The organism is Paenibacillus sp. UNC499MF (assembly GCF_900107975.1).
Classification (GTDB): Bacteria; Bacillota; Bacilli; order Paenibacillales; family NBRC-103111; genus Paenibacillus_F.
Genome location: NZ_FNVF01000003.1, coordinates 423,672 through 435,947 on the forward strand (window position 1 = coordinate 423,672; position 12,276 = coordinate 435,947).

The window sequence follows — 12,276 nt, forward strand, 5'->3', positions numbered from 1 at the left end:
CGTAAAAGCCGGCGGCCGGGCAGGCGCGTGCCCCCGTACGGCCGATCCCGTCCCGTTCATTGTAACCCCTGTACGCCCTTAAAATATAGTAGCCGCCCGAAAATAGACAGAACCATCCCGACACGGTATCATGGGAATAAAGGCGCTGAGCCCTCACTTATTCTCTTCTCTGATTTGTAAAGGAGCCGCATTATGAAAGATAAATTAAGCCGTTTTGTCGCGATTATGCTACTCGTTATTCCCGGCGTTATGGCGACCTACGGTTTTCTGTCCATGAAAGACGCGTTCTTCCATCAATTCGAGGCGGAAGGCTATATGCAATGGGGCAAATTCGTCCTCGGTTTCATTCTTTTCGGTCTCGGCGTCGCTTTTATCGGAGGCTGGACTTTTTTCCGCGACCGCAAGCGCAATTACGTCGCACCGCGGTTTAAAGCGAAGCGCAGACGGTAGTCATCCGATCGGCCGGCTTGCGGGCAGGAATACGCAGCTCCCGGCATTCGGTTTGCATCGCCTTACACAGGATGGATGACCCGCGGTTATCCGCCCGGCAGAAAATCATCCCGGACCGTCCGCTAACGGAGGACAGGCACTAAAGCACAGCACATCCCGTGCGGTCTTTTTTTCCAGACAAACAGCCCCGCCGCCCGAAAGGATTTCCTTTCAGCAGGGAGCTGTTTTTTTTATACCGCGGAACCAAAAAATCAAGTTAATGAACGACGCCTTTGAGCGCCTGCTCCACCCGTGTGACTCCCTGGGACATGGCATGCCCGCCGCCGATTGCGGCCGCGACCGCTACCGTTTCCATAATTTCCTCGGCGCTCGCCCCTTTGCTCAGCGCTTCCTGGACGTGGTAGAACGTGCAGACTTCATTGTTCGCAAAAAGCCCCATGCCCAGCGCGATCAGCTGCTTCGTTTTCGAAGGAAGCGCGCCGTCTTTGAAGCATTCGCCCGTAAACTGATGATAAGCGTCCGCTACCGCCGGCAGCTGCTGCTGAAGCTGCGAGATTCCCGTTTTATAGGCGTCGATCTTGGCGTCCATCGCCCCGCCGTCTTCATGTGTTACCGAACTCATATTAGTCACCCCACTGGCAGATTCCGTTTAGTCTCCCATAGAGTGCCCCAAGCTTCTTGCCTCCATACGAAAAACAGAAAGGGGGGAGTTTCGGCTCCGTTCCGCTTTCCCTTATCCTGACAGTTGGAATTCCCTCGCTGCGCTTTCAGTCTTCTTCGTCTTCGGGCCTCACGGGGTGCTCCACGATTTCCCAGGAGATGCCCACTTCCCGGTCCGCCCAGCTGCGGATATTGATCTCAACGGCTTGAAAAAGCTCTTCCTCCGTTAAATGATCCACTTTACGGTCCTCAATCTGGAGAAAAGCTTCTTTTACGTTCTCGCCGCCTACGGAAAGGTCAATTCTGATCTTCACGCTTCCCGGCACCTCCCTATGTGTCCGCGTTTTTTTGCAATAAAGCAAGCGTCCCCTAAGCTTCAGACCCTTCCGTCCCGCATGCTCCGTCCGGCCCTGCCTATGGTCGCGTTCCTGCCAGTACTATTCATTGTCAATCCGTCGTCTGAAGGAGTATACTAGATAAAGTATTCAAGAGTCTGCCAAGACTTAAAAAGGAGGCCAACCCGACATGGCGATCAGCCGAGCACGCAAGCTGCGGGACAAAAAAATCCGCGAAGGAAAACTCGACCCGGCCATCAAAAGGAAGACGTGGGACGGCGTTCAGCCCACCACCAAATCCACCCCGACTCTGCAGGAGAAAAAGAGAAGAGTCGCTCACAAACATAAACGGAACTCGTTCCCGCATACGGAGGACGGTTCCGTTTATTATTTTCCGCCGGCTTCTTCATCCGGAATCGTCCAGGGCAGAGCAAGCGGGTTATGAGCGTTTAAGTACCGGACGAGCTGCTCCTTCTCCTCGGGCTTGAAGGTATATTTGCAGGCAAAGCCGTTAAACATCAGTTCCAGGCCGCGTATGCGCCCTTCCGGCGAAGCCAGAACATCCACGACGTAGTAGGAATCCGGTTCATCTTCGAAATGAACGCCGACGGCAAGATTCAGTTCGTTTTCCGCCGATATCACTTCCGCATAATCGATCTCCAAAGGGCCTCCAACCTTTCTATTGAATACAACGTGCTGAATTTATTATAATATAAAAATCCACTGCCTGTCTTTGTCCGAAGACGCAGGAGTGACTAAGGAGGAAGAAACATGGCATATGATCCGCAGGTTGTTGAAGCAACCAAAGTAAGCGATAACCCGAAAAACGGCTTGTTTGAAGTCGTTGTCGTTCTGAAAGACCGTACACACGGCCGTATTTTCTTCGAACGCAATCTGCAATCCGGAGAAATCAAACCATCCCGTATTTCCCGGCTGCTGAAGGAGCCTTGCCCGATCTGCCGCAAAGATTTCCTTTGCAACTGCCTGGACCGGTACCTGGACAACATTTCCGGCCAAGCCCTTCAAAAAATCGAATCCTAACCCTTCTCCGGAAGGAAGCATAAAAAGCCTGTAGAACGGTTCATCCGTTCCGCAGGCTTTTTATAATTCGGGCATGTATCGCCCTCCGGGGACAACACGTCCGGCAGGATTGCGGAACAGCCCGTATGTTTATCCGAGCAGGCGGGCGAGAAAGGCCAAAGAAAGGAACACAAGAAGAAAAACACCTATCGCGGCATAATCCCGAGCCTGCATCCGCAGCGTTTGGCTCCGGGTTCTGCTGCCTCCCGTGCGGCTGTATCCTCTGATCTCCAGAGCCGTCGAGAACTCGTCGGCCATGCGGATGAGAGCGAACATGAACGGCAGCGCCATAATCCGGAACTCGGCAAACCCAAGTCCGCTTTTAACGCCGCGCCCCTGTCCCCTGGCTTTGGCGATCCGGCCGAACCGGTTCCACAGCCCGCCGATAAGCGGAATGAAACGAAACATAAGGGAAGCCGTCAAGGCGACAGCCTCCACGGGGAACTTCAGCCGCGCGAGAGCGGACAGCCCCTGCTCCACTCCCTGTTTCATCCGCAAATAACCCACCGCAAGCGGAAAAAGGACGCCCAGGACAAGCACCAGCATCAGGTTCGATAACGCCCGGACGGCCGAGAACGCCGCTTGGGGATCGAAACCGACGGGGCTTCCTCCTTGACCGGCTCCAATCTTCAGTCCGGCGATAACGGCCGACACGCCCGTGAAGATCAGAAATGCGCGCAGGGGCTTCCAGACCGCCCCGAAGGGGACCTGCGACAGCAGGACGGCCAGCACGGTTATAACCGCGGCTGCGGCCAGGCCGGCCAGCGAATGCTGCAGCAGGATTCCCGCCGACACAAGCACGTAGCCGATCCAGAAGGTCCGCGGATCGAAACGCCGGCCGACCGGCATGGCGGGCGGACGGGGAGCCGCTGCCGGGGCTGGGCTGCTGTGGGAGGACGGCGCGGAAATGCCGCTGGCTGCGGGAGCCGGTGTGCCGCTGCCTTCAGCGTTGGCGGGCCGTATGTCGCAAGCGGAATACCGTACTTCATTCAAGATACTTGCAGGTTCGGTCTCCCCTGCCCGGGTGCTGATGGCAGAAGCAGAGGGATTGTCCGCCGCTGTCCCGTCTGCCAGAGGGCTGACGGAAACCGCACCGCTTGCAGAAGAGAGGCTCAAGCCGGCAACGGAAGACGGAGACCGGTCATCGGCCGATGTGCCTGCTTGTACTTTCTCTGCGGTAGACGAGTTACCCTCCGCAGCCGGGGAGGCGGCCGGTATGCCGCTTTCAAGCGGGCCGGCTGAGAATACATCCGCCGGGTCCGTTGAGCTGCCCGAAGCGGCAGCTGGCGGGCTGCCTGAAGCGGCAGCCCCGCCAAGGCCGCGAAGCCCGGCCTCGCGGGCCTCGCTGCCCGGGCTCACGGACGCATGCGCGGACACAGCGGCGCTCTCGCCCTGCGCCCGCGCCTCCGTCGCGGCAAAGCCCGCCGCCGCAGCGACTGCGCCTTGCCCGCGGAGCGCCTGCGCCGCCAGCGCGGCGGCAATCGCCCGCGCCGTCTCCTCCGGCGCGGGAAGCCCTGCCGGCACGTCCACGCCGTGCCGGCGGAGCAGGCTGCCGAGCGCCAGCGCTTCCGGCAGCAGAAGCCCCGCGTCCCCCGCAAGGGCGGGACGCGCAGCCAGCTCCGCAGGGGTACAGTCGTGCACGACTGTGCCCTGCGAGATCATCACGATGCGGTCCGCCACCGGCAGGAACGCATCGAGATCGTGCGTCGCGACGAGCACGCCGCCGCCCGTCCGCCGCGTCCAGTCGCGCAGCGTGCCGGTGAGCCTCGCGGCCGCCTCGTGGTCGAGGCCCGCCGTCGGCTCGTCGAGCAGCAGCCAGCGGGGCCGGGACGCGAAGACGGACGCGAGCGCCGCTCTGCGCTGCGTGCCGCCGCTGAGCTCGTGAGGGCGCTCGTCCAGCAGCTCCGGCCCGAGGCCGAACAGCTCCAGCGCTTCGGCTGTGCGGACTTCCCGCTCCTCCCTGCTCAGCTTGAACGGCCTCAGCGTATACTGAAACTCCCCCCGCACCGTAGCCGCGAAAAGCTGCTCGTGCGGATGCTGGAAAACAAGCGCCAGCTCCCGCCTCGCCTCCCGCACGCTTTGTCTGCTGCCCGGCCAGAGTCCGGTGTTTCCGTACCGGATGCTGCCTCCGCCCGGAACGGACAAACCTCCCAGCATATCCAGCAGCGTCGATTTACCCGCTCCGCTGCGTCCGATAAGCAGCGTAATCTCCCCAGCCCGGGCTGTAAAGGATACGTCCCGGACGGCAAAAGAAGCCTCAGGCCCGCCGACCGTTTTCGAAAGGTTTTTAACGTGCAGATCATAGTCCATATCGCTTCAAAACCTCCATCAATTCGCTCGGCGTTACAGGCCGCTCTTCAGGGCCGAGCGCTCCGAGCCTGTGCAGTTCCCGCGTCACCTCTACCGTGTAAGGAAGCTCGTATCCGTGCTCCAGACAAGGAGAAGGGGACGGACTGCTTTCTATACCTGTGCCACGATAACCTTCATCCGGCATGCTCCCGTAGAAAAAATCTATGGGATCCCCCGAATAGACGGTCTTCCCTTCGTCCAAAACTATAACCTTGTCCGCGTGAGCCAGCTCGTCCAGCCTCTGGGTGATCCAGACGACGGTTATCCCCTGCTCGTGAAGCTGCGAAAGAGCGTCGATCACCATACGGCGCGAAGACGAGTCCAGCATCGATGTCACTTCATCCATCACCAGAACGGAAGCGCCGACAGCCAGCGCTCCCGCCACAGCCGTCAGCTGCTTCTGGCCGCCTGACAAGACTTCACAGCTGTCGTTGCGCTTGTCCGCCAAGCCGACAAGATCTAATACATGAAGGGCTGTTCCCGGCATCCGCTCGGGATGAAGTCCGGCATTTTCCATACCGAAGCAGAGATCTTCATACACCGTTTCTCCGATAAGCTGGGTGTCGGGATTTTGCAGCACCATGCGCATCCGCTCCCCGGCCGCCCAGCCCGGCTCGATAGACCCGCCCGCCGCCGGAATGAGGCCGGCCATCACTTTCGCCAGGGTGCTCTTGCCGCTTCCGTTGGGGCCGACAATGGCAAGCCACTCGCCTTTATGCAGTTCTATATTTATTTCGTTAAGAAGTGTTTGATCCCCGGCTGAGACGCCTTCAGCAGGCTCTCCTCTTTTTAAGACGGACACTTCGTGCATTCTGTAGGGAGATTGCGTATGTTTCTCGTGATCGTTTTCCATTTCCCGTGCAAATACCTCCAGCCTGTTCACAAACCTATTCACAAAACCGCTCCTGCTGTGCTACAATGCGGATTGTCAACCGAATTACATAATACAAAGTTAACAAATGATTGGAGAAGATGCAATTGAAACGTTCGTCATTCACCGTCCGCGGGATTACGTTCAGCGCGATGTTTGCGGCACTGCTTGTTGCGCTTAGCTTCGTCAACATTCAATTCGGCTTTTCGCAGGTGCCTTTTACGCTGGCGAATTTCGCCATTATGCTTGCCGGAGCTCTGCTCGGCGCCCGTTACGGCTTTTTCAGCATCGCTCTTGTCGTAGGCTTAACGGCCATCGGGCTTCCGCTCTTGCACGGAAGAGGAGGACTGGACCTGGTACTCGGTCCGACGGGCGGGTTTATCTGGGCGTACCCTTTCGCCGCTCTGTTCATCGGCCTCCTTGTTCCGCGTATCAAAGGCAGCGGAGTCACCGCCTTCGCGCTTATTTTCTTAACTCTCTTCGTATTCGGCTCGCTGCTGCTGTACGTTACCGGTGTTCCCTGGATGGCCCATGTCGTTACCAACATGAGCTTGACCAAAGCTTTGGCCGTCGGCTGTTTTCCTTATCTCCCCGGCGATGCCGTAAAAGCTTTTGTCGGAGCCTTGATCGTCCTGCCTGTCAGAAAAATGTACCCCGTTTCCAGGCTGGACGGTGCGGGCAGCGCCTGGGTTTCCAGGTAAGCGGTGCCCCGCGTTTCACAGCAAAAGCCGTGTCTGCTTCCGCAGATCCGGCTTTTTTACGTGCGCTGCTATTTTTTCTTCGTGTTCTCTTCGAACGTCTTGATCTCTTCATCGGACACGTTGCCGGCAATAATTCTCTGCTTGGGCATGATGTGCTGATTGCGAGCGATTACATGAGTCCGGACAAAATAAATCCCGTCCTCTTTAAACGTGTTTTTTACGCTATAGACCCCCTTGTCCTCGTAGGCTGCGACCACATTTACGGCGGTGTCGACGTTCTTGACATTCCAGATTTCGAACTGGATATCTCCCGCATCTTTGACGGGCTCCTGGCCCTGCTTGACCTCTACCTTCAGAACGGTTTCCTGGTTCAGCGGCACTTTTTCCGGCGCCATAATGGTCACGGTTAGCTCCTCTGCGGACTCCTGCTTGGTCCCTCCCGCAGTGTTTGCCGTCTGCGAACAGGCCGATAGCGCCAGTGAAGCGGCAAGTAACGTTAATGCGAGTATTTTTTTCATAGTAGACGCCTCCGGTTATCCGTTTAGCTTTACGGGCCGCGGTAACCTTCTATTCGAATCCACACGTTCTCACTCTCTTAGAATAGGAGATTTAAGCACGTTAAACAAGCCTTTTTTACATAGTCTTCCACGGTTCGTCATTTTCTTGAAAAAGCGGATAATACCGTTTAAAAATTCGTTTTAAAAAAATATTTTCAACCTAATCAGCGCAGCTGAGACGGATTCATTTGACACCCGGCCGAAATTGGCTTTAACTGATTTTAAGGGCTGGCGAACCTTCGCGTAAACAGCCGACCTCAAGAGAACGGAGATTATCGATCATGTACGCCCATTTAGAAGACTGCATAGCTGATTTGGAGAAAAACGGACACCTGATCCGCATCAAAGAAGAAGTCGATCCTTATCTGGAAATGGCGGCCATTCATTTAAAAGTCTATGAAGCGGGTGGTCCGGCACTGCTCTTCGAAAAAGTTAAAGGCTCGAAGTTCCGGGCGGTTTCCAACCTGTTCGGCACGCTGGAACGAAGCAAATTTATTTTCAGACATACATGGCAGGACGCCGAAAACATCATCGCCCTGCGAAACGACCCGGTCAAGGCGCTTAAGCAGCCGTTCAAAACCGCGGGCAACGGTCTTGCCGCCTTTAAAGCCCTTCCGTTAAAAAAATCCGGCCTTCCGGGGGATTTCAGGGAAATCTCGATTTCCGATCTTCCCCTGATCCAGCATTGGCCCATGGACGGCGGAGCCTTCATTACCCTGCCGCAGGTTTATTCGGAGGACCCTGAAAAGCCTGGTATTATGAACTCTAATCTGGGGATGTACCGCGTCCAGCTCACCGGCAACGACTACGAAACGGACAAGGAGATCGGGCTGCACTACCAGATTCACCGGGGCATCGGCATTCATCAGGACAAGGCGACCAAGCAGGGGGCCCCTTTAAAAGTAAGCATCTTTGTCGGCGGTCCTCCCGCTCACACGCTGTCGGCCGTTATGCCTTTGCCGGAGGGACTGAGCGAAATGACCTTTGCCGGCCTGCTTGCCGGACGCCGCTTCCGCTACAGCTATGCGGACGGCTACTGCATCAGCCACGATGCGGATTTCGTCATTACGGGAGAGATTTATCCCGGCGAAACGAAACCGGAGGGGCCTTTCGGCGACCATCTCGGCTACTACAGCCTGACGCACCCGTTCCCGGTTCTGCGCGTGCACAAAGTGTACGCCCGGGAAAACGCCGTCTGGCCGTTTACCGTCGTCGGACGTCCTCCCCAGGAGGACACCTCTTTCGGCGAGCTTATCCACGAATTGACGGGGGATGCGATCAAGCAGGAAATTCCCGGCGTCAAAGAAGTTCATGCGGTCGATGCGGCGGGCGTGCATCCGCTTCTGTTTGCGATCGGCAGCGAACGGTATACGCCTTATCAGCAGGCTAAGCAGCCTGCGGAAATTCTTACGCTGGCCAACCGCGTGCTCGGCACGGGGCAGCTGAGCCTGGCCAAATATTTGTTTATGACGGCGGAAGAGAAGCAGCCGCTTGATACCCATAAAGAAAAAGATTTTCTCGCCTATATCCTCGAACGGATCGATCTGAGGCGGGACATTCATTTTTACACGAACACCACCATCGATACGCTCGATTATTCGGGTACGGGCCTGAATACCGGAAGCAAGGTGCTTTTTGCCGCTTACGGGGATAAGAAAAGGGACTTGTGCACGGAAGTCCCCGCTGCTCTGACGGAACTTTCTCCGTTCGGAGGGGCAAGGCTCGTCATGCCGGGCGTTGTCGCGATGCAGGGATCTGCCTTTGAGACTTACGAGAAGGCTATGCTGGAGCTTGAGCATCTGTGCGGCGCTATTGCGGGCAAAGGACCGCTTCCGGGCTGCCCGATGATCGTTTTGTGCGATGACAGCGAGTTCCTGAGTGCGGACTTCGCCAATTTTCTGTGGGCCACGTTTACCCGCAGCAATCCGTCGCACGATATGTACGGCGTGAACAGCGCCTATGAGTATAAGCATTGGGCCTGCGACAACGTCATCATCGACGCGCGCGTCAAGCCGCATCAGGCTCCGCCTCTCGTTCCCGACCCCGAGGTCGAGAACAATATCCGGCGGCTGTTTGCCCCCGGTGCAAGCTTGGGCGGAATCGTTAAAGGCTGAGCGGCGGCGGAAGCTTTATCTGTTTATGGCCACTGCAGGCCGGTACGCCTGCATGAAGCTTTATGCGGCACCATGCACCAGGCAGGCGTACCGGCTGCAATCGGCGGTTTGCATGGAACATCAAACACCACAGGCTTTAAGCCTGTGGTGTTTTTTATTTATATCTCTTTTCTTTGTGTTCTCATATACTTGGCTTTCTCGAATTTTCCATTCAAACAAGCTCCTCTTAATACGGATGACTGGAAAAGAAAACTAGGCTTCTTCCATACAGTTATCATTTAACCGGATAGCTTTAAATTCTTGAAGCGCAGTCCGACTGTATTTTAGAAAATCGATAGGCAGCTATCAATTGGTGGATTCTTCTGGGGTCTGTACCAATTTCCCGCTTACTATTTGGCACCAGCTATTCAATTCGTCATTCGTTTATTCGGCTTATTTTTCGGGCTGCACGCCAGTCCAGTCACTCAGTGTTGATAAGGCTTTGTCAAAATTCCTCCGTCTCTTTCTTCATCCGCATTGTCAAAGCATCGAGCAGGTGCAGCATGTCCCCGATTCCGCGGCTGTTTTCGAGAGGAAAATAAACGGCTGCCGCACCCGCCAGCGCTCCGATAATCGGGCGGAACTTTTTGCCCCCGAGCACTTCAATCCTGCTGTAGGTGTGCAGGCCCTTCTCTTTCCACTGCTGAGCCAGTTCTTCCGAAGAGATGATGCCGGCATTCGCAGTTCCGAAAGCTGTGTCATAATTGCCGACAACGGTATCTTCTGGCATGAGGAAGCCGTGTTTCGCGGATAAAATGACCCAATCGTAGCCGCATGCTTCCGCGTAAGCCCGGGCCTTCCGATTCAGTGTTCCGGTGTAAGCGTCTTTCGCAGGTGCCGGTCCGTGGGCGGCATCCCGGTCCCACAATTTTCTTTTGCCGGGAGGAATAATGCATAGGGTATCGGATTTCATAGTCTGGGCCTCTCCATAAGATGAGTTTGCCTTAAGTGTATCAGAGTTTATGACCCAGCGCTCCTGCAGCCGGATCGGATCGGCGGATTTGGCGCAAGTTGCTAGCCTATTCATCCTCCCTCTCTCATACGTTAGTAATAAACGAGCGGGAAAGGAGGCGGTTCTATGGCGATCAAGCCAGTAGCACTGCTGCCCGGCGATACGGTCGGAATCGTCACCCTGGGCAGTCCGCTGAGCGCCGAAACCATTCAGGCACGGATTGCCTATTTGCAAAGCTTGGGGCTCAAAGTTCTTCTGGGCCGCTACGTGTACTCCGCAAACGGATATCTCGCCGGAACGGACCGGGAACGCGCGGAAGATTTTATGTCGGTTTACGCCGATCCCCGCGTGAAAATGATCCTGCCGACAAGAGGCGGCGTAGGAGTGGCGGACATTCTGCCGTACCTGGATTATGCTTTTATCCGGCAAAACCCCAAGATTGTGACAGGCTACAGCGATATCACCGTGCTGCTGAACACCCTCTATAAGCTGGCGGATCTGATTACGTTTCACAGCCTGCTGCTCATCGATTTCAGGCCGGACACGCCGTCGTACAATTTCGAGCAATTTTTTACGGCGACCTCATCTATTGCGGCCCCGCGCCCCATCGCTAACCCTCCAGGCATCCCATTAATCGGGCGAGTTCCCGGCAGCGTCTCCGGCCCGGTTATCGGAGGGAATCTCACCTCCCTGGTAGGGTCGTTGGGTACACCTTTTGAAGTCGACACCACGGGAAAAATATTGCTCCTCGAAGAAACGCACGAGCCGGTCAACACCGTGTACCGCTACGTCGACCAGCTTCGGCTGGCCGGCAAGTTTCAGGCTTGCGCCGGTATCGTCATGGGCGAATGCACCAACTGCCAGACCGCTTACGGCAAGACGTATGAGGACCTCATCAGCGAAGTGATCGTTCCCTTGGGGAAACCGCTGCTGACCAACCTTGCCTCCGGGCACGGCCTTTACAAAGCCGCTATCCCGATCGGCGCCAATGTGAATTTGAACGCGTCGGCCGCAGCGCTCACGCTGCTGGAAGCGGCTGTAAGGTACTGAACGTAAAAAGCTCACGCTGCCGCAAGGGCTGGGGTGAGCTTTTTCGATGTTAGTTACTAATTATACTGCTTTTCGTTAAATTTCATCGTTTGCAGTAATTGTTGAAAGTTTTCGAGCGAACTTTTATAAGTTTCCGTATAAGATGAGTTCCTAATGGTATAAAATCGGGAATCCGATTTGAAGACGATAAGCGTATCAATTCTGCTGTTCCAATCAAGATGATTTTTGTAAGTCAATTGGGCAGCGTCATACCCAAACACGCTTATTTGTTTTTCATCCAAAATATCATCGCTGGAAATGGCCGCCTTCTTTTTGACAGAATTCACGTATTGTTTGAGTGTAAAGTTTTTGGTCTGCTGGTTTTCGGGTTCCTCGGCTATAAATAACATCGTATAATTAAAATACTTTAGCGCCAAACGGATATTTTCCTCATCTTCTATGCTGATATAATCTTGAGCCAGTTCATCCACTTCCGGTTGTATAGAATCGATTCCGTCCAAATTACTCCAGAGCCCGTATGCTGTAAAGCGGAACTTGTTATCGGTACTCGTATATTCGTTCTTGCTATAGATCATCGCATCCTTCCTATTCGGGTCCCATTCCACCCTCGCCCCCGCAGATTCCGAGACAAACCTCAAAGGAACAAACGTATACCCGTCCTTTAGCTTGGGAGCCACAGGCAGATTAATAAATTGACCGTTCACCTTTGCGACGGGGTTATCAATTTGCAATTCAATTAAAGTATCCCCTCTCTCCCCTTTTACGGTTCGGGTCTGTTCATCCCATGTGATGTTCAGCTTCATCCGTTCGAAAACAGGCCGGAATGGAACAAGTGTCGTCGAATTTTCCATAAATGGCGGGCTGTCAAATTTAACCCACTTTGCGTCTAAAATGACCCCGATTTCTTCTTCCGTATCCGTAAAATTATCCGCTCTGACATTCCCCGGACCTGTAAACAAAAAAGATAAGACCAGCAGCATCCCCACATAGTTAAACAACCTTTTTGACATCGGAACACGTCCTTTATGATATAAATTTCACAAAAAAAAGACCGAACATTGGCACCCGATCTTCCTCTATCTTCCAATAAGAATAGTTTTTCAGAAAAATTTTGTCAA

14 protein-coding genes are annotated in these 12,276 nt (G+C 55.0%); 6 read left to right on the forward strand and 8 right to left on the reverse strand.

Translation table 11 applies throughout. The features are described from left to right. The first annotated feature begins 192 nt into the window (after nt 1–192). Nucleotides 193–450 (forward strand): DUF2627 domain-containing protein, encoded by a 258-nt coding sequence (locus tag C4S74_RS10050; RefSeq protein WP_103995187.1) that lies wholly within the window; start codon nt 193–195, stop codon nt 448–450. Nucleotides 451–706: 256 nt separating this feature from the next. On the opposite strand, the gene C4S74_RS10055 is transcribed toward C4S74_RS10050, so the two are convergent. Next, nucleotides 707–1,072 carry a carboxymuconolactone decarboxylase family protein gene (locus tag C4S74_RS10055; RefSeq protein WP_181024373.1) on the reverse strand — a complete coding sequence of 122 codons (366 nt, stop codon included), beginning with the start codon at nt 1,070–1,072 and terminating at the stop codon, nt 707–709. A gap of 145 nt (nt 1,073–1,217) precedes the next feature. Further along, nucleotides 1,218–1,424, reverse strand: coding sequence for a hypothetical protein (locus C4S74_RS10060; protein WP_103995188.1), 207 nt, complete (start codon nt 1,422–1,424; stop codon nt 1,218–1,220). 211 nt (nt 1,425–1,635) lie between these two features. Between C4S74_RS10060 and C4S74_RS10065 the strand changes: the two genes are divergently transcribed. Then, on the forward strand, nt 1,636–1,890 hold the full coding sequence (locus C4S74_RS10065) for a hypothetical protein (protein WP_103995189.1): 255 nt from the start codon (nt 1,636–1,638) through the stop codon (nt 1,888–1,890). Here the strand turns inward: C4S74_RS10065 and C4S74_RS10070 are convergent. Then, the gene (locus C4S74_RS10070) at nt 1,833–2,108 is read right to left on the reverse strand and encodes a hypothetical protein (RefSeq protein WP_103995190.1); all 276 of its coding nucleotides are present in this window, start codon (nt 2,106–2,108) and stop codon (nt 1,833–1,835) included. The two genes, C4S74_RS10065 and C4S74_RS10070, sit on opposite strands and share 58 nt — an antisense overlap. Before the next feature lie 108 nt (nt 2,109–2,216). On the opposite strand from C4S74_RS10070, the gene C4S74_RS10075 reads away from it, so the two are divergent. Next, on the forward strand, nt 2,217–2,486 hold the full coding sequence (locus C4S74_RS10075; protein WP_103995191.1) for a hypothetical protein: 270 nt from the start codon (nt 2,217–2,219) through the stop codon (nt 2,484–2,486). Between the two features lie 129 nt (nt 2,487–2,615). Here the strand turns inward: C4S74_RS10075 and C4S74_RS10080 are convergent, their stop codons facing one another. Together C4S74_RS10080 and C4S74_RS10085 are read right to left on the reverse strand one after the other, a co-directional pair. Continuing rightward, nucleotides 2,616–4,835: an ATP-binding cassette domain-containing protein gene (locus tag C4S74_RS10080; protein WP_103995192.1), complete on the reverse strand. Its 2,220-nt coding sequence runs from the start codon at nt 4,833–4,835 to the stop codon at nt 2,616–2,618. After that, nucleotides 4,825–5,769 carry an energy-coupling factor ABC transporter ATP-binding protein gene (locus C4S74_RS10085; protein WP_258042445.1) on the reverse strand — a complete coding sequence of 315 codons (945 nt, stop codon included), beginning with the start codon at nt 5,767–5,769 and terminating at the stop codon, nt 4,825–4,827. Before C4S74_RS10085 ends, C4S74_RS10080 begins: the two co-directional genes overlap by 11 nt. 77 nt (nt 5,770–5,846) lie before the next feature. Between C4S74_RS10085 and C4S74_RS10090 the strand changes: the two genes are divergently transcribed. Then, the gene (locus C4S74_RS10090) at nt 5,847–6,446 is read left to right on the forward strand and encodes a biotin transporter BioY (RefSeq protein WP_103995194.1); all 600 of its coding nucleotides are present in this window, start codon (nt 5,847–5,849) and stop codon (nt 6,444–6,446) included. 68 nt (nt 6,447–6,514) lie between these two features. Here the strand turns inward: C4S74_RS10090 and C4S74_RS10095 are convergent, their stop codons facing one another. Further along, nucleotides 6,515–6,964 carry a FixH family protein gene (locus C4S74_RS10095; protein WP_103995195.1) on the reverse strand — a complete coding sequence of 150 codons (450 nt, stop codon included), beginning with the start codon at nt 6,962–6,964 and terminating at the stop codon, nt 6,515–6,517. A 320-nt stretch (nt 6,965–7,284) separates the two neighbouring features. Between C4S74_RS10095 and C4S74_RS10100 the strand changes: the two genes are divergently transcribed. Continuing rightward, the gene (locus tag C4S74_RS10100) at nt 7,285–9,117 is read left to right on the forward strand and encodes a UbiD family decarboxylase (protein ID WP_103995196.1); all 1,833 of its coding nucleotides are present in this window, start codon (nt 7,285–7,287) and stop codon (nt 9,115–9,117) included. A gap of 484 nt (nt 9,118–9,601) precedes the next feature. Here C4S74_RS10100 and C4S74_RS10105 read toward each other — a convergent pair whose 3' ends face one another. After that, the gene (locus C4S74_RS10105) at nt 9,602–10,069 is read right to left on the reverse strand and encodes a DUF6884 domain-containing protein (RefSeq protein WP_103995197.1); all 468 of its coding nucleotides are present in this window, start codon (nt 10,067–10,069) and stop codon (nt 9,602–9,604) included. Between the two features lie 165 nt (nt 10,070–10,234). Here C4S74_RS10105 and C4S74_RS10110 point away from each other — a divergent pair, with 165 nt between their 5' ends. Then, complete coding sequence (locus C4S74_RS10110) at nt 10,235–11,158, forward strand: LD-carboxypeptidase (RefSeq protein ID WP_103995198.1); 924 nt, start codon at nt 10,235–10,237, stop codon at nt 11,156–11,158. 56 nt (nt 11,159–11,214) lie between these two features. Here the strand turns inward: C4S74_RS10110 and C4S74_RS10115 are convergent, their stop codons facing one another. Continuing rightward, nucleotides 11,215–12,168 carry a copper amine oxidase N-terminal domain-containing protein gene (locus C4S74_RS10115; protein ID WP_103995199.1) on the reverse strand — a complete coding sequence of 318 codons (954 nt, stop codon included), beginning with the start codon at nt 12,166–12,168 and terminating at the stop codon, nt 11,215–11,217. Nucleotides 12,169–12,276: the final 108 nt, after the last annotated feature.

What these genes read in the sequence shown, in the direction of transcription:
- C4S74_RS10050 (WP_103995187.1), top strand. Translation starts at nt 193, where the DNA reads ATGAAAGATAAATTAAGCCGTTTTGTCGCGATTATGCTACTCGTTATT.
- C4S74_RS10055 (WP_181024373.1), bottom strand. Translation starts at nt 1,072, where the DNA reads ATGAGTTCGGTAACACATGAAGACGGCGGGGCGATGGACGCCAAGATC.
- C4S74_RS10065 (WP_103995189.1), top strand. Translation starts at nt 1,636, where the DNA reads ATGGCGATCAGCCGAGCACGCAAGCTGCGGGACAAAAAAATCCGCGAA.
- C4S74_RS10075 (WP_103995191.1), top strand. Translation starts at nt 2,217, where the DNA reads ATGGCATATGATCCGCAGGTTGTTGAAGCAACCAAAGTAAGCGATAAC.
- C4S74_RS10080 (WP_103995192.1), bottom strand. Translation starts at nt 4,835, where the DNA reads ATGGACTATGATCTGCACGTTAAAAACCTTTCGAAAACGGTCGGCGGG.
- C4S74_RS10090 (WP_103995194.1), top strand. Translation starts at nt 5,847, where the DNA reads ATGCAATTGAAACGTTCGTCATTCACCGTCCGCGGGATTACGTTCAGC.
- C4S74_RS10095 (WP_103995195.1), bottom strand. Translation starts at nt 6,964, where the DNA reads ATGAAAAAAATACTCGCATTAACGTTACTTGCCGCTTCACTGGCGCTA.
- C4S74_RS10100 (WP_103995196.1), top strand. Translation starts at nt 7,285, where the DNA reads ATGTACGCCCATTTAGAAGACTGCATAGCTGATTTGGAGAAAAACGGA.
- C4S74_RS10105 (WP_103995197.1), bottom strand. Translation starts at nt 10,069, where the DNA reads ATGAAATCCGATACCCTATGCATTATTCCTCCCGGCAAAAGAAAATTG.
- C4S74_RS10110 (WP_103995198.1), top strand. Translation starts at nt 10,235, where the DNA reads ATGGCGATCAAGCCAGTAGCACTGCTGCCCGGCGATACGGTCGGAATC.
- C4S74_RS10115 (WP_103995199.1), bottom strand. Translation starts at nt 12,168, where the DNA reads ATGTCAAAAAGGTTGTTTAACTATGTGGGGATGCTGCTGGTCTTATCT.